The organism is Pseudomonas veronii (assembly GCF_001439695.1).
Classification (GTDB): domain Bacteria; phylum Pseudomonadota; class Gammaproteobacteria; order Pseudomonadales; family Pseudomonadaceae; genus Aquipseudomonas; species Aquipseudomonas veronii.
On record NZ_JYLL01000012.1, the window covers coordinates 148,194 to 174,937 of the forward strand.

Genomic DNA, 26,744 nt, shown 5'->3' on the forward strand with positions numbered 1-26,744 from the left:
GAATGCCCTGAGGTCTCCTGAATCTCTGAGCGAGCCTGATTTGACCGGTTCACGGCATATTCACCGGGCAACATGTCGCATTTGAACTGACCGTTCGGACAGTTATTCTTAAAAAAAGCCATGCCGATTCGGCATGGGGTAGGCGTTTACGGCATTAGACGTCGCCCCCTTGCATGGGAATAGTTGCGCCTTTTTTCGCCTGCCAGTAAGCCATTTCGGCCATGCGGCGATGACTTTCTACGGAGGCAGATGCACACACTTTTTCGCTTCCGAGCGTTGCAGCTGGCGCATTTGCCTTAAGTTCACTTGAAGTAAGGGTAATGACATGAAGAAGGCAAAGCTAAGCCTCGCCTGGCAGATCCTCATCGGTTTGGTGCTGGGTATCGCAATCGGTGCCGTGCTCAACCATTTCAGTGCTGAAAAGGCCTGGTGGATCAGCAATGTGCTGCAGCCAGCGGGCGATATCTTTATCCGCCTGATCAAGATGATCGTGATCCCGATTGTGATTTCTTCGCTGATCGTCGGCATTGCCGGTGTCGGTGACGCGAAAAAGCTCGGGCGCATCGGTGTCAAAACCATCCTTTACTTCGAAATCGTCACCACCATCGCCATCGTGGTCGGCCTGTTGCTGGCCAACCTGTTCCACCCCGGTACGGGCATCGACATGAGTACCCTGGGTACCGTGGACATCTCCAAGTACCAGGCGACCGCAGCGGAAGTGCAGCATGAGCATGCGTTCGTCCAGACCATCCTCAACCTGATCCCGTCGAACATCTTTGCCGCCGTCGCGCGTGGCGAGATGCTGCCGATCATCTTCTTCTCCGTGCTGTTCGGCCTGGGCCTGTCGAGCCTCAAGCCTGAGCTGCGCGAACCGTTGGTGACGATGTTCCAGGGCGTGTCCGAGAGCATGTTCAAAGTCACCCACATGATCATGAAGTACGCGCCTATCGGTGTGTTCGCGCTGATCGCGGTGACCGTCGCCAACTTCGGCTTCGCTTCCCTGCTGCCATTGGCCAAGCTGGTGATCCTGGTTTACGTCGCCATCCTGTTCTTCGCCTTTGTGGTCCTGGGCCTGATCGCACGCCTGTTCGGCTTCTCGGTGATCAAGCTGATGCGTATCTTCAAGGATGAGCTGGTGCTGGCCTACTCCACCGCCAGTTCGGAAACCGTGCTGCCGCGTGTGATCGAGAAGATGGAAGCCTACGGCGCGCCGAAGGCCATCTGCAGCTTCGTGGTGCCGACCGGTTATTCGTTCAACCTCGATGGTTCGACCCTGTACCAGAGCATCGCGGCGATCTTTATCGCGCAGCTGTATGGCATTGATTTGTCGGTCGGCCAGCAACTGATGCTGGTGTTGACGCTGATGGTCACCTCCAAGGGCATCGCCGGTGTGCCGGGTGTGTCCTTCGTAGTGTTGCTGGCGACGCTGGGCAGCGTGGGCATTCCGTTGGAAGGCCTGGCGTTCATTGCCGGCGTCGACCGAATCATGGACATGGCGCGTACCGCGCTCAACGTGATCGGCAACGCCCTGGCGGTACTGGTTATCTCCCGTTGGGAAGGCATGTACGACGATGCCAAGGGCGAGCGCTACTGGAACTCCCTGCCGCACTGGCGCACCAAGCAAGTGCTGCCGGTCGGCGAGACCAGCCGCGGCTGAGGCCAGCCTGATGCGAACAAACCCCGGGAAATCCGGGGTTTGTCGTTTCTGCCAGCCCCGCTATCATTCGCCCCATCTTTCGGGGGATTCAACTGATGCTCAATGGCCTGTGGCTTGGCTTCTTTGTCGTGGCAATGGTGTCAGCACTGGCGCAATGGCTGGTGGGCGGTAACGCCGGGATTTTTGCGGCGATGGTGGAAAGCATTTTCGCCATGGCCAAATTGTCGGTGGAGGTCATGGTGTTGCTGTTTGGCACCCTGACGTTATGGCTGGGGTTTTTGCGCATCGCCGAAAAAGCCGGGATCGTCAATTGGTTGGCCAAGGCCCTGGGCCCCCTGTTCCGCCGGCTGATGCCGGAAGTGCCGGCCGGCCACCCGGCCATCGGCCTGATCACCCTCAACTTCGCCGCCAACGGCCTGGGCCTGGACAACGCCGCCACGCCCATCGGCCTGAAAGCCATGAAGGCGTTGCAGGAACTCAACCCGATCCCCAATACCGCGAGTAACGCGCAGATTCTGTTCCTGGTGCTCAACGCGTCCTCGCTGACGCTGTTGCCGGTGACCATCTTCATGTACCGCGCCCAGCAAGGCGCGGCCGACCCGACGCTGGTGTTCCTGCCGATCCTGCTGGCCACCAGCGCGTCGACCCTGACGGGCCTGCTCTCGGTGGCGGTGATGCAGCGCCTGCGGCTGTGGGACCCGGTGGTGCTGGCCTATTTGATCCCGGGCGCACTGCTGCTGGGCGGCTTCATGGCATTGCTGGCGACCTTGTCCGCCACGGCGCTGGCCGGGCTGTCGTCGATCCTCGGCAACCTGACGCTGTTTGGTCTGATCATGCTGTTCCTGCTGGTCGGCGCGTTGCGCAAGGTGAAGGTGTACGAGGCGTTTGTCGAAGGGGCCAAAGAAGGCTTCGACGTCGCCAAGAACCTGCTGCCATACCTGGTGGCGATGCTTTGCGCGGTGGGCGTGTTGCGTGCGTCCGGCGCGCTGGACTTTGGCCTGGAAGGCATTCGTCATGTGGTGGCCTGGACCGGCCTGGACACGCGCTTCGTCGACGCGCTGCCGACCGCGATGGTCAAGCCGTTCTCCGGCAGTGCCGCACGGGCGATGTTGATCGAGACCATGCAGACCCAGGGCGTCGACAGCTTCCCGGCGTTGGTGGCGGCGACGGTTCAGGGCAGTACCGAGACCACCTTCTATGTGTTGGCGGTGTATTTCGGCTCGGTGGGCATTCAGCGGGCAAGGCATGCGGTGGGTTGTGCATTGCTCGCGGAGTTTGCTGGTGTGGTGGCGGCGATTGCGGTGTGCTACTGGTTTTTCGGTTAAGGCTTGGATAGCTATCGGGAGCAAGCTCCCTCCCACACTCAACCGTATTCATCCTGACGAAACGCGGTCAACTGTGGGAGGGAGCTTGCTCCCGATGAGGCCCTCAGCGTTTCGGCGCAGTGTTGCCCTGCGCCACCACCCAATCCACCACCTGCTTGTTCAACTGATCCCCCGCCAGCCCAAACCCGGCCACCACCGCCGGCACTTTGTTGTCGCCGACCGGCTGGCGCACTTCAAACCGGCGGCTGGCAATGATCCGCTGATCGCTGCCGCGCACCAGCCGCGCATCCAGGCGGATCACCACCTCCACCGCGTTGCCGCGGTATTCGCTCTGGAACGCCTGCAATTGCCCGCCCAACTCGTAGTCGGCCTGCAGGTTGGTCTCGTCGCTGCTCAGCAGTGTCACCCGGCCATCGCGCTGGAAGCCATCCATGAAGCGGTTACGCAGCAGCACCGGCGCCGGGTCGCTCCAGCGTGAGTTGGCGTAGCTGCTGATCAGATCACCCTGGGGCACCACGGCAATGCGCGAGCTGTCGAGGAACTCGCTGGTCTGCGGCTTGGTCACGCGCAGCGACCAGGCTACCGGCGCCGCTTGGGTGGTCGCCGGGGCCGAGGCCAGGCGATAGACGTCGGACGGGTTGGGGCTGGGCAGGATCGAGCACGCGCTGACCAGCGCCAGGGCCACGGGGGCGATCAGTTGGTAAGCACGCTTCATGGCGTGAACTCCTTGTTCTTGTCGCTGCCCAGCAGGTAACCGCTGGGGTTGGCTTCCAGGCGGCGGGAGATGGCGCGCAGCGAACCGAGGGTTTCGCGCAGTTCGCGCACGGCCGGCGCCAGTTCGTTGAGGCCCTGCATGCCGCTGTTCACCGAGTCCTTGTTATCGGTCAGCAAGGTATTGATGGTCGCGGTGCTTTGCTCAAGGGATTTCATCGCCTGTTCGGCGCTGCCGAAGACCTGCTTGCCTTGATCGTTGAGCAGGCCGTTGGCATTGCGCATCAGCGCAGTGGTCTGCTCCAGGGCGGCACCGGCCTGCTTGCTGACCTGCATCAGTTGCTGCATCACCACCTTGATATCACCGCGCTGCTCGGCAATCGCGCCGGTGGTTTGTTCCAGGTGGTCCAGGGTGTTGCTGATGCGCTCGACATTCTGCGCGGAGAACATTTCGTTGGCGTTGTGCAGCAGCAGGTTGATGCTGGTCATCAGGTCGTTGCTGTTGGTCAGCAACCGCGCGATTGGCGATGGCGAGGCAATGATCTCCGGCAGGTTGCCGTCCTTGCCCTTGAGTTTCGGGCTTTGCGGTGTGCCGCCGCTGAGCTGGATGATCGATGTGCCAGTGATGCCGGTCAGCGCCAGTTTGGCCTGGGTGTCTTCCTTGATCGGCGTCTGCCCGGAGAGGCGGATGCGCGCGAGCACGCGGCGCGGGTCTTTGGGGTCCAGGCGCAGGCTGATGACATCGCCCACCTTGATCCCGCTGTACTGCACCGAGCTGCCCTGGGACAGGCCGCTGACCGCCTCGTTGAAAATCACTTCGTAATCCTGGAACGCGGTGTCGACGCTGGACTTGGCCAGCCACAGGCCGAACAGCATCGCGCCGACCACCACAATCACGCTGAACAGACCGATCATCACATGATGGGCTCGGGTTTCCATGTCATACCTCGTTGAGCGGTTGAGCGGCATCCAATGCCGCGCGGCCCCGGGGGCCGTGGAAATATTCGTGAATCCAGGCGTCGTCGGTTTCCGAGACGACATCGATGGCATCGGCCACCAGCACTTTCTTCTGCGCCAGCACCGCCACGCGGTCGGTGATGGTGTACAGCGTGTCCAGGTCATGGGTGACCAGGAACACACTCAAGCCCAGCGCATCGCGCAGGGTCAGGATCAGTTGGTCGAATTGCGCGGCGCCGATCGGGTCGAGCCCGGCGGTGGGTTCGTCGAGGAACAGGATGTCCGGGTCCAGCGCCAGGGCACGGGCCAGGGCTGCACGCTTGATCATGCCGCCGGACAGCGACGCCGGGTATTTGTCGGCCGCCGACAACGGCAACCCGGCCAGGGCCAGTTTGACCGCAGCCAGGTGCTCGGCGTCGGCGCGGCTCAGGCCGGCGTGTTCGATCAGCGGCAGCGCGACGTTCTCGATCACCGTCAGCGAGGAAAACAGCGCGCCCTTCTGGAACAGTACGCCAAAGCGTCGTTCCACCAGGGAGCGCTCATGCTCCGGCAGGTTCGACAAGTCCTTGCCGAATACCCGTACCTCGCCTGCGCTGGGCCGGCGCAGGCCGACGATGCTGCGCAGCAGCACCGACTTGCCGCTGCCGGAACCGCCGACCACGGCGAGGATTTCGCCCTTGTACAGATCCAGGTCGAGGTTTTCATGCACGCTCTGGCTGCCAAAGCGATTGCACAGCCCACGGACTTCGATCACCGCCTCGCTGGGCGCTCGGGGTCGGCGACTCACCAGCTCATCTCCATGAAGAACAGCGCGGCGACTGCATCGAGCACGATCACCACAAAAATCGATTGCACCACGCTGGAGGTGGTATGGGCGCCGACCGACTCGGCGCTGCCGCTGACCTTGAAGCCTTCCAGGCAACCGATGGCGGCGATCAGGAAGGCGAAGAACGGCGCTTTCACCATGCCCACCAGGAAATGCTTCACGCCAATGTCCGACTGCAGCAGCGAGAGGAACATCGCCGGTGAAATATCCAGAGTCAGCGCACACACCACCCCGCCGCCGACAATCCCCGAGAGCATCGCCAGGAACGTCAGCATCGGCAGCGACACCAGCAGTGCCAGTACCCGAGGCAATACCAGCAACTCCATCGGGTCCAGGCCCAGGGTGCGGATTGCGTCGATTTCTTCGTTGGCCTTCATCGAGCCGATCTGTGCGGTAAAGGCACTGGCGGTGCGGCCGGCGATCAGGATCGCGGTGAGCAAGACGCCGAATTCCCGTAGGAAGGAGAACGCCACCAGGTCCACGGTGAAAATTGTCGCGCCAAAGCTCTTGAGTACCGTGGCACCGAGGAATGCCACCACGGCGCCCACCAGAAACGTCAGCAAGGCGACGATGGGCGCGGCGTCGAGGCCGGTCTGTTCGATATGCGCAACCATCGGCGTCACGCGCCAGCGCTTGGGCCGGAAAATGCTGCGGGCGAAGGTTTCCAGGATCAGGCCGATAAAGCCCAGCAGTTGCTTGCTGTCCAGCCACACTGTGTCCACCGCGGCACCGATGCGCGCCAGCAACTGGATGCCGGCGGCTTCTTCCGGCGCTTTTTCCGGTACGCAGAAATCGTTCAGGGAGCGGTAGACGGTCTTGAGCAGCGCGCGGTCGGCGGCGGACAGGCTGCAATCGGTCTGCTCGGCAGATTGCTCGATGCGGTCCGGGCCCAGCAGCTCCACCAGCAGTGAGGCGCCGGCTGTGTCGAGGGCACCGAGGCCATTGAGGTCGATGCGGGCACCGGCGTCGTATTGGCCGTCGAGTTTGTCCGACAGTTTCTTCAGGTTTGTGTAGTGGGCAAGCGTCCAGTCCCCCGTAATCCTGAGTAACGGGGGGGCGGTGGACGTATCGAGGTGGGCTGTGCCGGCCGAGGTACGAGTGGTCATAAGCTCCGAGCTTGTCTGGCTATCCACAATGCCTACGTAATAGCACGATACAGCTTACTTTGGGTTGTCCGTTTGTGCTGTGTCAGTCACTTTGAAGCGCAGCACACCGATCACCTGCCCGTCCTCGGTCAGCACCCGGACTTGCCAGCGCCCCACGGAGTCGGCCGGGAAGTTCTGCTTGTGGGTCCAGGCGCGGTAGCCTTCCTTGCGCCCGCCGTGGATATCCAGGGCGATGCGGTCGACTTCCTGGCCGTTGAATTTCCACACATGGTAGATCCGCTCATCCAGCCCGCGCGGGGCATTGATCGCGGTATAGGCATACAGCCCGCCGCTGCGCAGTTGGGCGGCGCTGACCTCTTTGAGATCGTCGCCGGGTGTGCGGTCTTGCAACTGGGTGCTGATCGCCACTTCGGTCATCCACAAGGTGGCCGGTGGAACCCAACTGCGTAGGAACCATCCGGCGCAGCCAATCGCGGCCGTGACCCCGAGCAGCATCGCCCAGCCTTTGACGCTGCGCAGCGGCAGGCTTACGGCCAGGCTCGGGATCGACAGGACCATGGCCACGCCGAGGGCCAGCTTGTAACTCTCGGCGGTGGTCAGGTGCAGGATGATCGGCAGCGCGGTGAGCAGCGCGGCGAACAGGGTCAAGGTGTGCAAGGCGAGGAACAGCGAGCGTTTGGGCGCCAGCCACTTGTAATACAGCGGGTCGGTGATCGACACCAGCGCCGCCGCGCCGAGCAGCCCAGTGAAGATCGATTGGCCGCTGTTCCAGGTGGTGGTGATGAAAAAGAACGGCAGCACGAAAAACAGACTTTCCTGGTGGATCATCTGGGTGGCGTAACGCAGCAGCGGTTCGGGGATTTCGCGCTTGAAGAGTTTGGTGAACAGCTGGGTAAAGCTGTTTTCCAGCATCAGCCACAGCCAGCTCACCAGCATGATCACCGCGATCCAGCTGGCCATGCCCTGCTGGCGGTCCACCAGAATGAAGCTGCTCACCCCCGAGATGAAACCGCCGAGTGCAATCACCCCTGGGTAGCGCTTCATCAGTTCGAGGATGCGCTGGATGTAGTGGTTCAGGTTCGGCATTCGGCGGTCACAGTCTTTGTAGGAAAAATCCCAGACAGAATAACGTCTTAGCCCTGGGTGCGGTGCCTCATTACGCGATCCGTTTGCGATAACTGCGCACGCCGATCACTCCAATCGCGATCAGCCCGAGCACACCGGCGCCGATCCAGTTCAGCATGTCGTAGCTCAGCAGCGGTTTCTCGATGCGCCAATAGCCCGGCTGCTTGAAGAGTTGGCGCATGGCCTGGTTGGTCTGCGTCAGGCTCACGGCCTTGATGCGTTTGACCGGGTCGCTGAAGTGACCGTTGTCGTAGTCGCCCGAGGCGCTCCAGTAATAGTCGGCCAGCGCGCTGTTGCCCTGCACGGCCCAGGCCTGGCGTGCGATGGCGGCGTTTTGCAGGCGGGCGAATGCCGCCGGGTCGAGGCCGTCCTTGAGCAGTTGGGCCGTGAGGTCTTGCAACACCTGTTTGGCTTCGGCGAGGTTTTCCCGTTCGAGGTCGGCATTCAGGCTGAGGAAACCGACGCCGCCGAGCACTTCGCGTTCGCTCCACGGGCCGTAGGACAAAGCGTGCTTGAGGCGCAGTTGGCGATACAGCGCCCAGTCGAGGTAGTCCTTGAGCAGGTTGTAGGTTTCGTCATGCTGGTCGTCGAGTACCGGCTCGGGGAACAACCAGTGCAGTTTGGCGCCGTTGCCGACCCAGCCATGGATCAGATCGCGGCGGTTGGCGGCGGCGTGCTGGATTTCCGGCAGGGCCAGATGCTCGGTGGGCTCGACCGGGACAAGTTGGCCATAAGTGCGTTCCAGATAGGCCGGCAGCAGTTTGTCGAGGTCGCCGACGATGATCAGCGTCATGTTGTTGGGGGCGTACCAGTTTTTGCGCAGTTGCTCCAACTGGTCGCGGGTCAACTGGCCGGCCTCGGCGCGTTCGGCGCACTTGAGGCCCAGTTCGACCGCCAATTGGTTGCTGGCGGTGTGGCCCAGGTCCTGGCGGTCCAGCAGGCGTTGCAGGTGCGAGTAATGGCCGCCGTCTTCGCGCTCGACCACCTGCTTGGCGGCATTGATATGGGCGTCGGTCAGTTCGGTGCGGGTGAGGATCGCCCGCAGCAGGTCCAGGACCTTGCGCTGGTTTTGCGCGGGCGCCTCGATCACGAAGGTGGTGTCGGCGTTGCTGGTGTAGGCGTTCCACTCGCCGCCCAGGGCTTGCATGCGTTCTTCGAGGTCGCCTTCGCCGCCGCCGTCGATACCGCTGAACAACAAGTGTTCGAGCAGGTGCGGCAGTTCCTTGTCTTCGCAACGGAAGTCATCCAGGCCCACGCCGACCACCAGGCGAATCGCCACATGCCCGCGTTCGGTGCCCGGTTTGAGCAGCAGTTGCAGGCCGTTGGGCAAGGTGTAACCCTCGACGTGCAGGCGGTCAAAGGCAAAGGCGTGTGCAGAGCCCATGAGCAGGCAGGCGAGTAACAGGCGACGCATAACTGGCTTCCTGGCGAGTGAGGTCAGTGTTAACTGACTTCAGCGGCCGTCTTACGTTCAGGGCGAATGTGTGATGTCGGCAATATCTTCGGCGGACAGCGCGCCGGTGTCGGACGTTTCCAAGACTACATAAGCACTGCTGCAAAACAATGAGTTCAAGCGTTTCATGTCGGCAATCAGTTCCAAATGCAGGGAACTGGTCTCCAGGCTCTGTACGATCTTGCGTTGCAGGCGACTGACGTGGGCATGGGCCAGGCGCCGCTCCTGGGCGCGGAAGCGACGTTTCTCGCGCAGCAATTGGCGCGCGCTTTCCGGGTCGGCACTGAGGAATACCGACAGGCCCAGGCGCAGGTTGGCAATCAGTTGGCTGTGCAGGCCGGTGAGTTCTTCCAGGCCCACTTCGGAGAACTGGCGACGTTGGGACGTTTTCTGCTGCTGGACTTTGCGCAGCATGCGTTCGATCAGGTCGCCGGCCAGTTTCAGGTTGATCGACAGCTCGATGATCTCGGCCCAGCGGCGGTTGTCCTGTTCGCTGAGGTCTTCGCGGGGCATTTGCGCCAGGTAGAGTTTGATCGCGCTGTAGAGCGCCTCGACGTCGTCGCTGAGGCTGCGCATTTCCTGGGTGATGGCCGTCTGTTTGCCGCGCAGCACTTCGAGCATTGCGGTGAGCATGTTGTCGATCAGGTCGCCCAGGCGCAGGGTTTCCCGCACCGCGTTGGCCAGCGCCAGGCTTGGCGTGGCCAGGGCGGCGAGGTCCAAGTGGCGCGGCGTGGCCTTGCCGTTGGTCTCTTCCCGTTCGGGCAGCAACCACGCGCAGACCCGGGCCATCGGGCCGATGCTCGGTAGCAGGATCAGGCAGCGACTGACGTTGTAGAGCAGGTGGAAGCTGATGACCATGCCTTGGGCGCTGTAATCCAGGCTGTCCATCCACAACACGAGCGGGTCGAGCACCGGGATGATCAGCAACAGGCCGATCAATTTGTACAACAGGCTGCCCAGGGCCACCTGGCGTCCGGCGGCGTTCTGCATGTTGGTGCTGAGGAAGGCCAGCACGCCGCTGCCGATGTTGGCGCCGATCACCAGGCCGATGGCCACGTGCAAGCCGATCACTCCGGCGCCGGCCAGGGTGGCGGTCAGCAGTACGGCGGCGAGGCTGGAGTAGGAAATCATCGCGAACAACGCGCCGACCAGCGCATCGAGCAGGATGTCGCCGGTCAGTGAGGCGAACAGCACCTTCACGCCCTGTGCGTGGGTAATCGGCCCGGCGGCTTCGACGATCAACTGCAGGGCGAGGATGATCAGCCCGAGGCCGATCCCGACCCGACCCAATTGCCCGGCCCGTGTCTGCTTGCGCGAGAGGAAGAAGATCACCCCGAGAAAGATCAGCAGCGGCGACAGCCAGGACAGGTCCAGGGTGAGCACCCGGGCCATCAGCGCCGTCCCGACGTCGGCGCCGAGCATGGTCGCCAGGGCAGGCATCAGCCCCATCAGGCCCTGGCCGACAAACGATGTGACCAGCATGGCGGTGGCGTTGCTGCTCTGCACCATGGCCGTCACCAGGATACCGGCGACGAACGCCAGCCAGCGCTTGGACATGTTTTGCCCGATGACGTGGCGCAGGTTGGAACCGTAGACCCGCAGGATGCCGGTACGGACGATATGCGTGCCCCAGATCAGCAGGGTCACGGCGGAAAGCAGATTGAGCAAGGTCAGCATGCTCGGCCCCCCGTGTGGGTGGGCTCCAACAGGAGCCAATGAGAATTGCCGCGTGCCGTTCTACGTCTTGTACTTAAGCTGTAGTTGGCGAAAGGGCTGTGCGCCAGCATCGCATAGCTAAAGTCGGGTTTGAAACAAAACTGTCATGAAGTCAGTTTTGTGCAGATGAAAAAATGGGGCGCGAACGCCCCATTTCAGCAGCGGATCAAGATTATTGACCCGGAATGTCCTTGCGCAGTTTCACAGGGTCCTGCTGTTTCTTCTTTTTCGCGATGGCGGTACGCATCTTGATGTTCACCGCTTCCACCGCCAGCGAGAACGCCATGGCGAAGTAGACGTAGCCTTTAGGCACATGCACGTCGAAGGATTCGGCGATCAGCACGGTACCCACCACTACCAGGAACGACAGCGCCAGCATCTTCAGCGACGGGTGCTTGTCGATGAAGTCACTGATGGTGCCGGCCGCTGCCATCATCACCAGCACCGCGACCACGATCGCCGCGATCATCACCGGTACGTGGGACACCATGCCGACGGCAGTGATCACCGAGTCCAGGGAGAACACGATGTCGATGATCGCGATCTGGATGATGGTGTAGATGAACTTGCCACCGGCGCCTTTGGGCTCTTCGTGGGTTTCGTCTTCACCTTCCAGGGCGTGGTACATCTCCTGGGAGCTTTTCCACAGCAGGAACAAACCACCGAAGAACAGGATCAGGTCGCGCCCGGAAATGCCCTGGCCGAAGACCACGAACAGGTCGTCGGTCAGGCGCATGACCCAAGTGATGGACAGCAGCAACAGGATTCGCGTGACCATGGCCAGGGCCAGGCCGAAGATCCGGGTACGCGCCTGCATATGCTTGGGCATGCGGCTGACCAGGATCGAAATCATGATGATGTTATCGATGCCCAGGACGATCTCGAGGGCCGTCAGGGTGAAGAAGGCAATCCAGATTTCCGGATTGGTCAGCCATTCCATGTGTATTCCTTTAAGCGAGTGTTAAACCGCGCCAGCTGCAGCGCCGCGCGGTGAGTCGGTACGATTATAGAGTGCTGAACAGCGGAAAAATCCCCATCAGCAACGCCGCGAACATTATGCACAGGCACACCAGCACTGCCCACTTCAGGGTGAAGCGCTGGTGATCGCCGAATTCGATACCGGCCAGGGCCACCAGCAGGTAAGTCGATGGCACCAACGGGCTGAGCAAGTGTACGGGTTGGCCGACGATGGAGGCGCGGGCCATTTCTACGGCGGTGATGCCATAGTGACTGGCGGCTTCGGCCAGCACCGGCAGTACGCCATAGTAGAACGCATCGTTGGACATGAAGAAGGTGAACGGCATGCTCACCAGCGCGGTGATCACCGCCAGGTAAGGGCCCAGGGCTTCTGGAATGACCGCCAGCAGGCTCTTGGACATGGCGTCGACCATGCCGGTGCCCGACAGGATGCCGGTGAAAATCCCTGCAGCGAAGATCAACCCCACCACGGCCAGTACGCTGCCGGCATGGGCGGCGACGCGGTCTTTCTGCTGTTGCAGGCACGGGTAGTTGACGATCATCGCGATACTGAACGCCACCATGAACAGCACCGGCAGTGGCAACAGGCCGGCGATCAACGTACACATCAGCGCCAGGGTCAGCACGCCGTTGAACCAGATCAGCTTCGGACGGCGGGCATCCGGGTATTGCGACACGCTGATTTCGCTGTGATCGATCTCGTCGCCCTGCAGGTGCAGTTCACCCAGGCGCGCACGTTCGCGCTTGCCGTACATGTAAGCGATCACCAGGATCGCGACCACGCCGGCGGCCATGGCCGGGATCATCGGGACGAAGATGTCTGACGGGTCCACATGCAGCGCACTCGCGGCGCGAGCGGTCGGGCCGCCCCAGGGCGTCATGTTCATCACGCCACCGGCGAGGATGATCAGGCCGGCCATGATCCGCGGGCTCATGCCGATGCGCTGGTACAGCGGCAGCATCGCGGCCACGCAGATCATGTAGGTGGTGGCGCCGTCACCGTCGAGGGACACCACCAAGGCCAGCACGGCGGTGCCGACCGAGACTTTCAGCGGGTCGCCCTTGACCATCTTGAGGATCTTGCGCACGGCCGGGTCGAACAGGCCGGAGTCGATCATCAGGGCAAAGTAGAGGATGGCGAACATCAGCATCACGCCGGTCGGCGCGAGCTTGGTAATGCCTTCGAGCATCATCGGGCCGATCTTCGGCGCGAAACCGCCGAACAGCGCGAACAGAATCGGCACGATGATCAGGGCGATCAGCGCGGACAGGCGCTTGGTCATGATCAGGAACATGAACGTGATGACCATGGCAAAGCCAAGGAAAGTCAGCATAGGAATACTCCAGGCGTAGCGCGGCTAAGGAATGGCGAACCGGGTGGGGTCAGCGCAGAACGAGAGGCACGAGGCTTACGGGTGGAGTGGGGGCGAACAGGCGGGAGCGAGCGGACATCGGGAATCACCATTGTTGTTGTTAACAGCCGGTCTGTTGCCGGCAGTGGGGGCGATCCTAGACGCGTAAGCTTTCAGCCAGCTTTCGTTGATCAAACAGGTGAGGTGGAAATGACACACGGTCTCCAGGCCTGCGCAGATCAACATGTGGGAGGGGGCTCGCTCCCACATTCAGCTGGTGTATGCGCAAATTTTCAGGGCAATTCGAGGCCGCCCGCTGCTTTGTGCAGTTTGCGCAGATGTTCGCCAACCTGCTTGAGGTTGGCTTCGCACGCGGCAATCTCGGCGGCGCGGGACGGGTCCAGCAGCGCCCTCACCTCTTTATCCAGTTCGCCGGTCAGGGATTGCAGCTGTTTCTGGCGCTCGGCACTTTCCGATTCCAGCCGCTTGGACTCCGAAGGTTGCGGCAAGCCGTAGCCACCGCTGCCCAGCAGTTCTGCCGGGCGGCTGAGGAAGCCGCTGTTGGCGAGAATCTGCTGCAGCGTGGCGTTGGCTTTCTCCATGCCGCCATTTTTCAGCTCGCGGGCGCCGAGGTAGCGTTGTTTGACTTCGTCCTGGGCCAGCATCAATTGCTTGCGAAAGCTTGCCTGTTCCAGCAGCAGTAATGCGGCGCTGGTGCGCAGGTCGGCCTGCTCGAACCAGTGGCGGCGCTCTTGCGCGCTCAGGGACAGCCAGTCTTCGACCTGGGTCTGTTGGATCGGCAGGCGCTTGCGCAGCACGTCGAACATCGCTTGGTAGCGCTCGCGGAACGAGTCGAAGTGATAGCCCAGACGCAGCGCCTCGCGCTTGTCGTTCAACACGCTGGTATCGGCCAGGCCGCGCGCCTGCAGGACCTCCAGCAGCCCGTTGGGCGTGATGTTGTCCAGACCGGTCAATTGCGGGTTGGCGCTGCCGCTGCGTAACAGTTTCAGGCCTTCGACCGCACAGTTGTTGGACAGGAAGAAGTAGTTGCCGTCGTAGCTCCAATGCATTTCGGCCGCGTGTTCGACGGTGTCCTCGATCTCCCGGCGCGTCAGCTTCAGCGGCACCGAGGCGAGGCCGCGCAACTCGGTCTTGGTGTACTCGTCGATGACCTGGGCCAGCGGCAACACGAACAGCCGTGACGGGTACTTGCCCACCAGGCCGTCCCAGCTCGACAGTTGTACGTCACCGACAAAGGCGCGGTAGGACAACACCAGATGCTGGTCCAGATCCAGCCGACAGTCCGGGCCGCGAGGGCGCCCCGGCGCGCAGATCACCAGGCGCAACATGCTGTGGCCCCAGCGACTGACCAGGTTCTGGTTGGCTTCGGCGAGCAGGTAATCGATTTCGTAGACCCGTTCCGGGTCGACATGGCCCAGGGGCGTCTTGGCGAAATCGTTGCCGGCGTTGAGGAAGGCGTAGGTCTTGGCGCAGGTGTCTTGCGCGGGCGGCGCCCAGCCAAAGTGTTCCTTGTAATAGCGGAACAGCGCGGGGCGGCGGCAGGCGTAGCTCGGGTCGAGGAGGAAATATTCCATATTGACCGCGACGAACTCCAGCGGGCTGCTGGTTTCGTAGAGGTCCGGGCTGCGCGCGACCTGGCGGTTGTGCTGCTCGCGCTCACCGCGGCGGCCGACGTATTGCGGCCAGCCGGCGAGGTCGAGCAGGCGCGGGTCGTCGCTGAGGGTGAAGCGGCGGTCGTTCTGGCCACGGCATTGATCGGGCAGTCCGACCAGGCCGGTGATGTTGTTCTGGCGGCTGCAGCGTCGGATCAGCGCGCGCTCGGCGCTGGGCCACAGGCGCGCACGGTCGTAGATGTGGGTCAGTTCATGCAGCACGGTGGCGAGCATTTCCCGGCGCACGGTGCCGTGGGGGCGGTTGGTCTTGCGGGTGGCGGCGCTGCCGTCGGTCAGGCTGGCGAGCAGGTTGCGGTTGAGGTCCAGCTCGGACACCAGGGAGGCCTGGCCGTAGGCGTTGGCGGGCATCTTGTCGGTCCAGCCGACATCGATGCGCCGGTCCAACTGTTCGATGAAGCGCGGCGGCAGTGAGCGCAGCGCTTCATCGAGCAACGCCTGGCTGGCCTGCTGTTCGGCTGGGCTCAAACCTTCGGTAATGAGCCGCAGTTGCAGGCTGGCCTGGGCTGCGCCGGCACACAACAGCACAGCCCCGGCCAGGAGCCAGGCGATGAGACGCCTCACAGCGCGAGAATGGCTTCGGCGAGGGTCTGGTCGCTGGCATCACGGGCTTCCGGCAGGCGGGTGCGCAGGGTGTCGAAGGCGGCTTCGAGTTGTGCGCCACGGATCTCGCCGTTGCTGGCGACGAAGCTGGCGGCGTCATCGTGGGCTTCGCGCACGATTTTGGAGTCGCGGATGGAGGTGGTGGTGTCCGAGGTGAAATCAATGGTGCGCGCGGAGGCGCGGACGATGATGTTACTGGTGGCCTTCAAGGTCTGCGCGTGGGCGACATCGGTCAACAACAGCAGGCCGAGAGCGGCGGCGATCAGCGGGCTACGCATGGAATGACTCCGAAATACAAAGATGATTATTGGACGAGAATTGCTTGCGCCAGTTCAAGGTCGCTGGCGTTAAGTTTTGGTCGGCTGCGGCGCAGACGATCCAGCGCTGATTCCAGCCGAGCCCCCCGCCATCGGCCGTCAGTGGCAATGAATGCGGCAGCGTCATCCTGGGCGGCCAGCACCCACTTTCGGTCAAACGGCGCGGAGGTCACTTTGCTGGTGGCATAAGCGCTCACCACAGTGCTCTGGGTGGACAGATCAAAGGCCGAAGCCAATGGCGACCAGCCGGCAGCAAACATCACGGGAACCAGCACTAGGCGGTATGAAAAAGCCATGGGACTCGACAACTGAAAGCGAGCGCCAAGGCTAGCGCAATGCCCGGGCGAGAGCCAGCGTCGAGGCATCCGGGAGCGGCTGGCGCTCCCTTGTTCCGACGGGTTTTCAGATGGCCAGAATAGCCTGGGCCAGTTGTGCGTCTGTCGCAGCGCTCAGTTGTGGCGCTTGCTGGCGGATCTGTGCCAGAGCGCTTTCCAGTTTGACCCCACGAATGGCGCCTTGGCTGGCGACGAAGCTGGCGGCGTCGTCACGGGCGGCGCGCACGACCTTGTTGTCACGCAGGGAGGAGGTGGCATCGGAACTGGCATCGGAGGTGGCTTTCAATGCGCCGACGATCGAGTCGGTCGTCACGATGAGGCTGGACGCATGGGCGTTGGCGGCGAGGGCCAACAGGGCGGCGGCACTCAGCAGGCGAAGACGGGACATGGGGTTACTCCTGTAGATGAACAAATAAGGTCACGCGCAGCGGCCACTGTGAAACGGATGTGGATGCCATTGAGCATCAGACGCCCGTTCTACACGGTTCGCCACGTGGTGACCGGATATTAAGCCGCGGCCTGTCCATTCGAATAGCGTCTTGACTGTCTAGTCACGCCAGAACGGCTTGGACAGCTCGACCTGGCGCTCGCCGGGGCTGATACCCGCGTCGGACAGCTCTCGTGGGTCGAGCTGGGCCAGTTGGTGTCGTTCTCGGGCCTGTTGCCGCCACCTGGCGAGCGTGGCGACGGTGCGGCGTAACAACGTGGTGCGCGGGGTTTGTGGGTGCATGGGGAGCGCCTTACAGGGTCTTTTTTTTGGAAGACCATGTTGAGCGGATCGTTTCGACCGATACAGATACACCGGCGCTAAATTGTACTGCCTAATTGTTATAATAGTTTAACTGTACTGGTTGCTTTGCAAGCGATCTGTTCGGGGCCGAAAACACCCGGGCCCAGACACAACAAAGCCCGCCTCCGGTGACCCGGGGCGGGCTTTGCTTAACGAATCAGGTTGCTGGCTGTGGACCCGGTGGGTCAGGGCCAGCGAGCGCTCATTAGCGCCAGAACGGCTTGCTCAGCTCTTCGTAGCGTTGTGCTTCGCTGATACCTGCGTCAGCCAGCAGACGCGAATCCAGACGAGCCAGTTGATGGCGGCTGGAGATGCGGCGCTGCCACAGCATCAGGTTGGCGATAACGCGCAGAGGCAGGGAAGCCTGGGTGCTTACAGCTTTTTCTTCAAAGAACAGATCGGAACTGAGTGTACGTTCCATGATGACATCCTTCCGCTTGTGGCGGGATTAGGTAGTGGTTTAACTGATGCCAATGATCCTCCTCCCGCGCAAGACTCTCTAGATACAGTTCACCTGTATTGTGAGGGGCCAGTTAACTGTTTATAGCGGCTGTACTGTACGGAAATGGGGCAACTGTACCTGTCCGCACTGAAACAGTGCAAAAATGGCATTTTAGAAGAAGGGTGTGGGATATTTCGGTAGGAAAAGACCGGTACAGCAGTACAGTTTTTTACAGAAAGGAGGGTGGTGCAACCGAGCTGATGAAACTGTGTGCATCAGCTCGGTTGTGTATCGATCAATCCTTGAGCATGTGCCCGGTTTCTTCCAGGTTAATGTGCCAGCTCAGGGCTTCGCGCAGGACGTGAGGGGTGTGGCCACCAATCGCGCAAGCGGCGTTGAAGTATTTGTTCAACGCATCGCGATAGTCCGGATGCACGCAGTTGTCGATGATCACCCGTGCGCGCTCCCGTGGCGCCAGGCCACGCAAGTCGGCGAGGCCCACTTCGGTCACCAGGATGTCGACGTCGTGCTCGGTGTGGTCGACGTGGCTGACCATCGGCACCACGCTGGAAATCGCCCCGGCCTTGGCAATCGACTTGGTCACGAAGATTGCCAGGTGCGCGTTACGCGCGAAGTCGCCCGAGCCGCCGATCCCGTTCATCATCCGCGTCCCGCACACGTGCGTGGAGTTGACGTTGCCGTAGATGTCGAACTCCAGCGCGGTGTTGATCGCGATGATGCCCAGGCGACGAACCACTTCAGGGTGGTTGGAAATTTCTTGCGGGCGCAGCACCAGTTTGTCCTTGTAGTGCTCCAGGTTGCCGAACACGTTGCTGTTGCGTCGCTCCGACAAGGTGATCGAACTGCCGGAGGCGAAGCTCAGCTTGCCGGCGTCAATCAGGTCGAACGTCGAGTCCTGCAGCACTTCCGAATACATGGTCAGGTCTTCGAACGGCGAATCGATCAAGCCACACATCACGGCGTTGGCGATGTTGCCGATCCCGGCCTGCAGCGGGCCGAGCTTGTTGGTCATGCGGCCGGCGTCCACTTCCTGCTTGAGGAAGTTGATCAGGTGGCTGGCGATGCCTTGGGTGTCGGCGTCCGGCGGCGTCACTGTGGAAGGCGAGTCAGCCTTGTTGGTGATCACGATGGCGACGATCTTCTCCGGCGGAATCGGGATCGCGGTGCTGCCAATGCGGTCGTCGACTTTTACCAGCGGGATCGGCGTGCGCGTCGGCCGATAGGTCGGGATGTAGATGTCGTGCAGGCCTTCCAGGTTCGGGTTGTGCGCCATGTTGATCTCGACGATCACTTGCTTGGCGAAAATCGCGAAACTGGCCGAGTTGCCCACGGAAGTGGTCGGCACGATATGGCCTTGTTCGGTGATCGCAACGGCTTCGATCACGGCAATGTCAGGCAGCTTGAGCTGGTTGTTGCGCAGTTGTTCGACGGTTTCCGACAAATGCTGGTCGATGAACATCACCTCGCCGGCATTGATCGCCTTGCGCAGGGTGCTGTCGACCTGGAACGGCATGCGTCGCGACAGTACGCCGGCTTCGGTCAGTTGCTTGTCGAGATCGTTGCCCAGGCTGGCGCCGGTCATCAGGGTGATTTTCAGCGGCGACGTCTTGGCACGTTCGGCCAGAGCTTGAGGGACGGCTTTGGCTTCACCCGCACGGGTAAAGCCGCTCATCCCGACGGTCATGCCGTCCTCGATCAGTGCGGCGGCATCAGCCGCGCTCATGACCTTGTTCAACAGCGAAGGCAAGCGGATACGATCACGGTACATGGATTGTTATCTCGAGATACGGAGGCAAGGTGCGCAGTTTAGTGATTTCAAAAGTTTTCGGCCCGCTACCATGGTCGAATGCCGGGCAGCGATTTAGGGCCTTTGGTCGGTTTTCATGCTGCAATAAAAAACCCTAGCCTACTGCAGGCCAGGGTTTCGGGTATTGCGCTGGCGCAGTGTTACTCGACAGCCTTGACCATGTCTTCGATAACCTTCTTGGCGTCGCCGAAGACCATCATGGTTTTGTCCAGGTAGAACAGCTCGTTGTCCAGGCCGGCATAGCCGCTGGCCATCGAGCGCTTGTTGACGATGATGGTCTTGGCCTTGAACGCTTCGAGGATCGGCATGCCGGCAATCGGCGAGTTCGGATCGTTCTTGGCGGCCGGGTTGACCACGTCGTTCGCGCCGAGCACCAGTACTACGTCAGCCTGGCCGAATTCGGAGTTGATGTCTTCCATCTCGAACACCTGGTCGTAAGGCACTTCGGCCTCGGCCAGCAATACGTTCATGTGTCCGGGCATGCGGCCGGCCACCGGGTGGATCGCGTACTTCACGGTCACGCCACGGTGGGTCAGCTTCTCGGTCAGTTCCTTCAGCGCATGCTGTGCCCGTGCCACTGCCAGGCCATAGCCCGGCACGATGATCACGGTATCGGCGTTGGTCAGCAGGAACGTGGCGTCGTCGGCCGAGCCGGACTTCACCGGGCGCGCTTCTTTCGAGCCGGCCGCCGCACCGGCATCCGGCGCATTGCCGAAACCGCCGAGCAGCACGTTGAAGAAGGAGCGGTTCATCGCCTTGCACATGATGTAGGACAGGATCGCACCGCTGGAGCCCACCAGCGAGCCGGCGATGATCAGCATCGAGTTGTTCAGCGAGAAGCCGATCCCTGCCGCAGCCCAGCCGGAGTAGCTGTTGAGCATCGACACCACTACCGGCATGTCGGCGCCGCCGATCGGGATGATGATCAGCACGCCCAGCACGAACGCCAGGGCCAGCATCAGCGCGAAGGCAGAGAGGTTGCCGGTGAACATGAAGGTCAGGCCGAGCCCCAATGTAGTCAGGCCGAGCACCAGGTTCAGTTTGTGTTGGCCGCCGAACTGTACCGGTGCGCCTTGGAACAGGCGGAACTTGTACTTGCCCGACAGCTTGCCGAAGGCGATCACCGAACCGGAGAAGGTGATGGCGCCGATGGCGGCACCGAGGAACAGTTCCAGGCGGTTACCGGCCGGGATCGCATCGCCCAGGTGTTTGACGATGCCCAGGGATTGCGGTTCGACCACGGCGGCAATGGCGATAAACACCGCGGCCAGGCCGATCATGCTGTGCATGAAGGCGACCAGTTCCGGCATCTTGGTCATTTCCACGCGCTTGGCCATGATCGAGCCGGCGGTGCCGCCGATCAGCAGGCCCACGATCACGTAGCCGATGCCGGCAGTGGCAAGCTCAGCGCCCAGCTTATAGATGAGGCCCACGGTGGTGAGCACCGCCAGCGCCATGCCGAGCATGCCGAACAGGTTGCCGCGCCGCGAAGTGGTCGGATGCGACAGGCCTTTGAGGGCCTGGATGAAACAGATCGACGCGATCAGATAGAGCGTCGTGACAAGATTCATGCTCATTACTTCGGCGCCTCTTCTTTTACTTTCGGGGCTTTCTTCTTGAACATCTCAAGCATCCTGCGAGTCACCAGGAAGCCGCCGAACACGTTGACGGCCGCCAGGGCCACGGCCAGGGTGCCCATGGTCTTGCCCAGCGGAGTCACGGTCAGCGCAGCGGCCAGCATGGCGCCGACGATCACGATCGCCGAGATTGCGTTGGTCACCGCCATCAACGGCGTGTGCAGTGCGGGGGTAACGTTCCAGACCACGTGGTAACCGACATAAATCGCCAGCACGAAGATGATCAGGTTGTAGATACCGGGGGAGATAAGCTCTTCCATCGTCTGAATCCCTGCTTAGGCGTTTTTGCGGATGACTTGGCCGTCGCGGCACATCAGGCACGCGGCGACGATGTCGTCTTCGAGGTTGATTTCAAACTGCCCTTCCTTGTTGAAGACCAGCTTCAGGAAGTCCAGCAGGTTGCGCGCATACAGGGCCGATGCGTCGGCGGCGACGGCACCCGCCAGGTTGGTCGGGCCGCAAATGATCACGCCGTTTTCCACCACCACCTGGTCGGCGACGGTCAGCGGGCAGTTGCCGCCCTGGGCTGCGGCAAGGTCGATCACCACTGAGCCCGGCTTCATCTGGGCAACCGTGTCGGCGCTGAGCAGGGTCGGAGCCTTGCGGCCCGGGATCAGGGCGGTGGTGATGACGATGTCGGCCTGCTTGGCGCGTTCGTGGACCGCCAGGGCCTGGCGTTGCATCCAGCTGGTCGGCATCGGGCGTGCGTAACCGCCGACGCCGACGGCGCATTCACGCTCTTCGTCGGTCTCATAAGGCACGTCGACGAACTTGGCGCCGAGGGATTCGATCTGCTCCTTCACGGCCGGGCGCACGTCAGACGCTTCGATCACTGCACCCAGGCGTTTCGCCGTGGCGATGGCCTGCAGGCCCGCGACGCCAGCGCCGAGGATCAACACGCGTGCGGCTTTTACCGTACCGGCGGCAGTCATCAGCATCGGCATGAAGCGTGGGTAATGATGGGCGGCGAGCAACACGGCCTTGTAACCGGCGATGTTGGCCTGGGACGACAGCACGTCCAGGCTCTGGGCCCGCGAAGTCCGCGGCGCGGCTTCGAGCGCGAAGGCCGTGATGCCCTGCTCGGCCAGCTTGGCGATGGTTTCATTGCTGAACGGATTGAGCATGCCCACCAGCACGGTGCCGCTTTTGATCAGCGTCAGTTCGCTGTCGCTGGGGGCAACCACTTTGAGGATCAGCTCCGCGCCAAATGCATCGCTGGCGCTGCCAATGGTTGCACCTGCCGTTTCATAGGCACTGTCGACGATGCTGGCTTTAATGCCCGCCCCGCTTTGTACAGTGACCTTATGGCCCTGGCCGATCAGCTTCTTGATGGTTTCCGGGGTGGCAGCCACCCGCGTTTCACCGGTCTGGGTTTCGAGAGGAACACCAATGTGCACGTGAAATCTCCTGCATGATCTTTTTGCTTTTGATCTTATTGTAAAAAGGCCAGCGCACCGTGAGTGGCGCATCTGGGGCGGCCGATCAGCACGATCCCGCTGAAATGACAGCGGGGCGCGGCATTTTGCAGGCGAACTTTACGGCCTTCAAGGGATTATGACGGGTGACGAAAAATTAACTACAAGTCACCCTGTGACTGATTGTCGCAATGCCTTGAGATAACTTATTTAAATACAAGTGGTTAAAGGTGTATTTCGGTTTTTTGGTAGTTTCGCCCTCGCCGTTGTGAATAGTCGGGCATTAGCCGGTAATAGTTGCTACAAACCATGAGAATCATGGCTTTTAGCCTCATTTTCGCCGAACAGGTACAGTTTGCTGGAATGCGACATTTATATATATCTGTAGGATTCTATTTTAGCTGACTACATAGTCAACAAATGCCGCTCCGCCCTTAGATTACTGGGCTATAGCGCTGGGACTGGTCGATCAGCCAGTCCCTGAAGGCGTGCAGGGAGGCCGATTCGACTTTCCTGTCAGGAATCATCAAGTAATACGCCTTCGAACTGCTCAGTGCTTCAGGGCTCGCGATCACCAGTTGGTGCTCGTTCAGTTCGCGCTGGATGAGGAACGGTGGAATCAGCGCAATGCCCATGTCATGCATGGCCGCCTGGGACAACATCGAGAATAGCTCGTAGCGGGGGCCTGTCATGTCGCGGGGTATGTTCAGTTGTTGCGCGTTGAACCACTGGCGCCAGGCATAGGGCCGCGTGGTCTGCTGCAGCAGCGGCAGTTCTGCGATTTCCTGGGGGCTGAAGTGTGCGCGGCTGCCGAGTAAGCGCGGGCTGCACACCGGGACCGGGTTTTCTCCCATCAGCCGGTGGGATTCGGTACCGGACCAGTCGGCATCACCGAAATAGATCGCGGCGTCGAATTCGGTGTCGGCAAACAGGAAGGGGCGCGTGCGGTTGGTGAGGTTGACCGTGACTTCCGGGTGCTGGCGCTGAAAGTCCTTGAGGCGAGGGATCAGCCATTGGGTGCCAAAGGTTGGCACCACCGCCAGCTCGATGACATTCGCGCCCTGCTGTCCCATGACGGACAAGGTGTCGCGCTCCACCGCGTCCAATTGCGTGGCGACACGACGGCTATACGACAGGCCCGCTTCTGTCAGCTTGACCCCACGCCGCGAGCGTCGAAACAGTTCGACACTCAAAAACTCCTCGAGGCTGGCGATCTGTCGGCAAATGGCGCCCTGAGTGATGGAAAGCTCCTGCGCCGCCTTGGTAAAGCTCTCGTGGCGGGCTGCAGCTTCAAAGCTGACAAGGGCGGTGGTGCTGGGGATTTTTCTGCGCATGTACCTTGTTCTCACTTATAAGGCGCGTTTGCGCCCTTCTCGGCCGTTACGGAGTGAGAAATTAGCACAAGCCTATGCAAAAACCTCGTTTGCCCTCTGCGCTTGCCGAGCCTAGTCTGCATCCACGACTTCTGATTTCTTTGCGAGGACTTATTCATGGCTGGCAAGGCAAGCTTCAACTGGATCGATCCACTGCTGCTGGATCAACAGCTCACCGAAGAAGAGCGCATGGTGCGCGACAGTGCTGAGCAATTCGCCCAGGACAAGTTGGCGCCAAGGGTGCTCGAAGCCTTCCGCCATGAAAAGACCGACCCGGCGATCTTCCGTGAGATGGGCGAAACCGGCCTGTTGGGCGCGATGATTCCCGAGCAGTACGGCGGCAGTGGCCTGAATTACGTCAGCTACGGGTTGATTGCGCGTGAGGTCGAGCGAGTCGACTCCGGCTATCGCTCGATGATGAGTGTGCAGTCGTCACTGGTCATGGTGCCGATCAATGAGTTCGGCACCGAAGCGCAAAAACAGAAATACCTGCCGAAACTGGCGTCGGGTGAATGGATCGGTTGCTTCGGTCTGACCGAGCCTAACCACGGTTCCGACCCGGGCGCGATGATTACCCGGGCACGCAAGGTGGATGGCGGCTACAGCCTGACCGGCGCCAAGATGTGGATCACCAACAGCCCGATCGCCGATGTGTTCGTGGTGTGGGCCAAGGACGATGCCGGCGATATCCGCGGTTTTGTCCTGGAGAAAGGCTGGAAAGGTCTGAGCGCTCCGGCGATTCACGGCAAGGTCGGCCTGCGGGCTTCCATTACCGGCGAGATCGTCATGGACAACGTGTTCGTGCCCGACGAGAACATCTTCCCGGATGTGCGTGGCTTGAAAGGCCCCTTCACCTGCCTTAACTCCGCTCGTTACGGGATCTCCTGGGGCGCGCTGGGAGCTGCCGAGTTCTGCTGGCATACCGCTCGCCAATACACCCTTGATCGGCATCAGTTCGGTCGGCCATTGGCGGCGACCCAGCTTATCCAGAAGAAGCTCGCGGACATGCAGACCGAGATCACTCTGGCCCTACAAGGCTGCCTGCGCCTGGGGCGGATGAAGGATGAAGGCACTGCGGCGGTGGAAATCACGTCGATCATGAAGCGCAATTCCTGCGGCAAGTCGCTGGATATCGCACGCATGGCGCGGGATATGCTGGGCGGCAACGGTATCTCCGACGAGTTCGGGGTGGCGCGTCACCTGGTCAACCTGGAAGTGGTGAACACCTATGAAGGTACCCACGATGTACACGCCTTGATTCTGGGGCGCGCGCAAACCGGTCTTCAGGCGTTCTATTAATAGGAGCACGGGCATGGGCGCGCTTTCGCATCTGCGGGTACTGGATTTGTCGCGAGTACTGGCGGGCCCTTGGGCCGGGCAGATCCTCGCGGACCTTGGGGCCGAAGTGATCAAGGTCGAGCGGCCGGGCAATGGTGACGACACGCGTGCCTGGGGCCCTCCCTTCCTCAAGGACGCGTATGGCGAGAACACCAGTGAAGCGGCGTATTACTTGTCGGCCAACCGCAACAAAGAGTCGGTGACCATCGACTTCACGCAGCCGGAGGGGCAGAAGCTGGTGCGTGACCTGGCGGCCAAGTCCGACATCCTGATCGAGAACTTCAAGGTGGGCGGCCTGGCGGCGTATGGGCTGGACTATGCCTCGCTGAAGGAGGTCAACCCGGCGTTGATCTATTGCTCGATCACGGGGTTTGGCCAGACGGGGCCTTATGCGGCGCGTGCGGGCTACGACTTCATGATCCAGGGGTTGGGCGGACTCATGAGCCTGACGGGGCGGCCTGAGGGTGATGAGGGGGCGGGCCCGGTGAAAGTGGGGGTGGCGTTGACTGACATCCTTACGGGGCTCTATTCGACGGTGGCGATCCTGGCGGCGCTGGCTCATCGCGAGCGTGACGGCGGCGGGCAACATATTGATATGGCGCTGCTGGACGTGCAGGTGGCTTGTCTGGCCAACCAGGCGATGAACTACCTGACGACAGGCGTGCCGCCAAAGCGCTTGGGCAATGCACATCCGAATATCGTGCCTTATCAGGATTTTCCCACGGCCGATGGCGACTTCATCCTGACGGTGGGGAATGACGGGCAGTTCCGTAAGTTTGCGCAGGTGGCAGGTCAGCCGCAGTGGGCGGATGATCCGCGTTTCGCGACCAACAAGGTGCGGGTGGCCAATCGCGCGGAACTGATTCCCTTGATTCGCCAGGCGACGGTGTTCAAGACGACGGCTGAATGGGTGTCGCAACTGGAGCGAGTCGGCGTGCCGTGCGGGCCGATCAATGATCTGGCGCAGGTATTCGCGGATGCCCAGGTCAAGGCGCGCGGGCTGGCGATTGAGTTGCCTCACGCACTGGCGGGGATGGTGCCTCAGGTTGCCAGTCCTATACGGTTATCCAAGACCCCTGTGGAATACCGCAGCGCGCCTCCTTTATTGGGTGAGCATACGGTCAGGGTGTTGCAGGAAGTGCTGGGGTTGATGCCGGCGAATGTGGCTGCTTTAAAAGAAGCTGGGGTTATCTGAGTCATCTCTTCTATATAGAGCGTCATTAAGGGCTCTATATAGAAGAAAGTTGGTTGTTTTTTAGCCAATCCTAACTATTGGATAGATAAGCGAAATTAAAGGTTGACGGCAAATCCTGGACGTCTATAATTCGCCCCACTTCCGGCGCAGTCGAAACGGAAAACTCCTTGGTAAACAAAGAGTTACGCAAGATTCGACAGCGGCCTGCTTCAGTTCATCGAAGCCTGGAAGGAGTTGGTAGAGCAGGGTTGTTTGGCTCTATTAACGTTTCGATCTTCTCGGTCGAAAGCGGAGAAAAAGAGGTGTTGACAGCAGCGTGTAACGCTGTAGAATTCGCCTCCCGCTAACGAGAGATCGGAAGCGCAAGTGGTTGAAGTTACAAAGGAAACTTTGAAAACTTCTTAAAATAATCACTTGACAGCAAATGAGGCTGCTGTAGAATGCGCGCCTCGGTTGAGACGAAAGATCTTAACCAACCGCTCTTTAACAACTGAATCAAGCAATTCGTGTGGGTGCTTGTGGAGTCAGACTGATAGTCAACAAGATTATCAGCATCACAAGTTACTCCGCGAGA

At 61.1% G+C, this 26,744-nt stretch carries 24 protein-coding genes; 4 read left to right on the forward strand and 20 right to left on the reverse strand.

What is annotated here, in order from left to right:
* The first annotated feature begins 325 nt into the window (after positions 1–325).
* Both gltP and TU80_RS16860 read left to right on the forward strand, forming a co-directional pair.
* The gene (gltP, locus tag TU80_RS16855) at positions 326–1,657 is read left to right on the forward strand and encodes a glutamate/aspartate:proton symporter GltP (protein WP_046381531.1); all 1,332 of its coding nucleotides are present in this window, start codon (positions 326–328) and stop codon (positions 1,655–1,657) included.
* Between the two features lie 95 nt (positions 1,658–1,752).
* Positions 1,753–2,982 (forward strand): nucleoside recognition domain-containing protein, encoded by a 1,230-nt coding sequence (locus tag TU80_RS16860; RefSeq protein ID WP_017849039.1) that lies wholly within the window; start codon positions 1,753–1,755, stop codon positions 2,980–2,982.
* 103 nt (positions 2,983–3,085) lie between these two features.
* On the opposite strand, the gene TU80_RS16865 is transcribed toward TU80_RS16860, so the two are convergent.
* The 20 genes from TU80_RS16865 to TU80_RS16960 form a co-directional block, all read right to left on the reverse strand.
* A complete protein-coding gene (locus TU80_RS16865; RefSeq protein WP_057004949.1) occupies positions 3,086–3,697 on the reverse strand; it encodes an ABC-type transport auxiliary lipoprotein family protein in 612 nt (203 codons plus the stop codon).
* The gene (locus tag TU80_RS16870) at positions 3,694–4,632 is read right to left on the reverse strand and encodes an MlaD family protein (protein WP_046381529.1); all 939 of its coding nucleotides are present in this window, start codon (positions 4,630–4,632) and stop codon (positions 3,694–3,696) included. The genes TU80_RS16865 and TU80_RS16870 overlap by 4 nt, the downstream gene beginning before the upstream one ends.
* Before the next feature lies 1 nt (position 4,633).
* On the reverse strand, positions 4,634–5,437 hold the full coding sequence (locus TU80_RS16875) for an ABC transporter ATP-binding protein (RefSeq protein ID WP_046381528.1): 804 nt from the start codon (positions 5,435–5,437) through the stop codon (positions 4,634–4,636).
* Positions 5,434–6,582, reverse strand: a complete 1,149-nt coding sequence (locus TU80_RS16880; protein ID WP_046381527.1) for an ABC transporter permease — start codon at positions 6,580–6,582, stop codon at positions 5,434–5,436. The genes TU80_RS16875 and TU80_RS16880 overlap by 4 nt, the downstream gene beginning before the upstream one ends.
* Positions 6,583–6,636: 54 nt before the next feature.
* Positions 6,637–7,668, reverse strand: coding sequence for a DUF5924 family protein (locus tag TU80_RS16885; RefSeq protein WP_017849044.1), 1,032 nt, complete (start codon positions 7,666–7,668; stop codon positions 6,637–6,639).
* 70 nt (positions 7,669–7,738) lie between these two features.
* Positions 7,739–9,121, reverse strand: coding sequence for a M16 family metallopeptidase (locus TU80_RS16890; RefSeq protein WP_057004950.1), 1,383 nt, complete (start codon positions 9,119–9,121; stop codon positions 7,739–7,741).
* Between the two features lie 57 nt (positions 9,122–9,178).
* Entirely contained in the window at positions 9,179–10,837 is a 1,659-nt protein-coding gene (locus TU80_RS16895) for a Na/Pi cotransporter family protein (RefSeq protein ID WP_046381524.1), read from the reverse strand.
* Between the two features lie 211 nt (positions 10,838–11,048).
* Positions 11,049–11,816 (reverse strand): TerC family protein, encoded by a 768-nt coding sequence (locus tag TU80_RS16900; RefSeq protein ID WP_017849047.1) that lies wholly within the window; start codon positions 11,814–11,816, stop codon positions 11,049–11,051.
* Between the two features lie 64 nt (positions 11,817–11,880).
* Positions 11,881–13,188, reverse strand: a complete 1,308-nt coding sequence (locus TU80_RS16905; protein ID WP_017849048.1) for a CitMHS family transporter — start codon at positions 13,186–13,188, stop codon at positions 11,881–11,883.
* Positions 13,189–13,499: 311 nt separating this feature from the next.
* Positions 13,500–15,461, reverse strand: coding sequence for a DUF7844 domain-containing protein (locus TU80_RS16910; RefSeq protein WP_057004951.1), 1,962 nt, complete (start codon positions 15,459–15,461; stop codon positions 13,500–13,502).
* On the reverse strand, positions 15,458–15,778 hold the full coding sequence (locus tag TU80_RS16915) for a DUF2388 domain-containing protein (RefSeq protein ID WP_057004952.1): 321 nt from the start codon (positions 15,776–15,778) through the stop codon (positions 15,458–15,460). Before TU80_RS16915 ends, TU80_RS16910 begins: the two co-directional genes overlap by 4 nt.
* Positions 15,779–15,804: 26 nt before the next feature.
* Positions 15,805–16,113 carry a DUF2388 domain-containing protein gene (locus TU80_RS16920; protein ID WP_057004953.1) on the reverse strand — a complete coding sequence of 103 codons (309 nt, stop codon included), beginning with the start codon at positions 16,111–16,113 and terminating at the stop codon, positions 15,805–15,807.
* Positions 16,114–16,219: 106 nt separating this feature from the next.
* Complete coding sequence (locus TU80_RS16925) at positions 16,220–16,540, reverse strand: DUF2388 domain-containing protein (protein ID WP_017849052.1); 321 nt, start codon at positions 16,538–16,540, stop codon at positions 16,220–16,222.
* Between the two features lie 159 nt (positions 16,541–16,699).
* Positions 16,700–16,882, reverse strand: coding sequence for a DUF1127 domain-containing protein (locus tag TU80_RS16930; protein WP_046381521.1), 183 nt, complete (start codon positions 16,880–16,882; stop codon positions 16,700–16,702).
* Positions 16,883–17,147: 265 nt separating this feature from the next.
* Positions 17,148–17,363: a DUF1127 domain-containing protein gene (locus TU80_RS16935; protein ID WP_017849054.1), complete on the reverse strand. Its 216-nt coding sequence runs from the start codon at positions 17,361–17,363 to the stop codon at positions 17,148–17,150.
* Between the two features lie 316 nt (positions 17,364–17,679).
* Entirely contained in the window at positions 17,680–19,173 is a 1,494-nt protein-coding gene (gene scpC / locus TU80_RS16940; RefSeq protein WP_017849055.1) for a succinyl-CoA:acetate CoA-transferase ScpC, read from the reverse strand.
* 179 nt (positions 19,174–19,352) lie between these two features.
* The gene (locus TU80_RS16945) at positions 19,353–20,789 is read right to left on the reverse strand and encodes an NAD(P)(+) transhydrogenase (Re/Si-specific) subunit beta (RefSeq protein ID WP_017849056.1); all 1,437 of its coding nucleotides are present in this window, start codon (positions 20,787–20,789) and stop codon (positions 19,353–19,355) included.
* Positions 20,789–21,109 carry an NAD(P) transhydrogenase subunit alpha part 2 gene (locus TU80_RS16950; RefSeq protein WP_003187417.1) on the reverse strand — a complete coding sequence of 107 codons (321 nt, stop codon included), beginning with the start codon at positions 21,107–21,109 and terminating at the stop codon, positions 20,789–20,791. Before TU80_RS16950 ends, TU80_RS16945 begins: the two co-directional genes overlap by 1 nt.
* Before the next feature lie 15 nt (positions 21,110–21,124).
* Entirely contained in the window at positions 21,125–22,246 is a 1,122-nt protein-coding gene (locus TU80_RS16955; RefSeq protein ID WP_046381520.1) for a Re/Si-specific NAD(P)(+) transhydrogenase subunit alpha, read from the reverse strand.
* Positions 22,247–22,698: 452 nt separating this feature from the next.
* Complete coding sequence (locus TU80_RS16960; RefSeq protein WP_057004954.1) at positions 22,699–23,598, reverse strand: LysR family transcriptional regulator; 900 nt, start codon at positions 23,596–23,598, stop codon at positions 22,699–22,701.
* Between the two features lie 156 nt (positions 23,599–23,754).
* Here TU80_RS16960 and TU80_RS16965 point away from each other — a divergent pair, with 156 nt between their 5' ends.
* Positions 23,755–24,936: an acyl-CoA dehydrogenase gene (locus TU80_RS16965; protein ID WP_017849059.1), complete on the forward strand. Its 1,182-nt coding sequence runs from the start codon at positions 23,755–23,757 to the stop codon at positions 24,934–24,936.
* A gap of 13 nt (positions 24,937–24,949) precedes the next feature.
* A complete protein-coding gene (locus tag TU80_RS16970) occupies positions 24,950–26,170 on the forward strand; it encodes a CaiB/BaiF CoA transferase family protein (RefSeq protein ID WP_046381519.1) in 1,221 nt (406 codons plus the stop codon).
* The last annotated feature ends 574 nt before the right edge of the window (positions 26,171–26,744 follow it).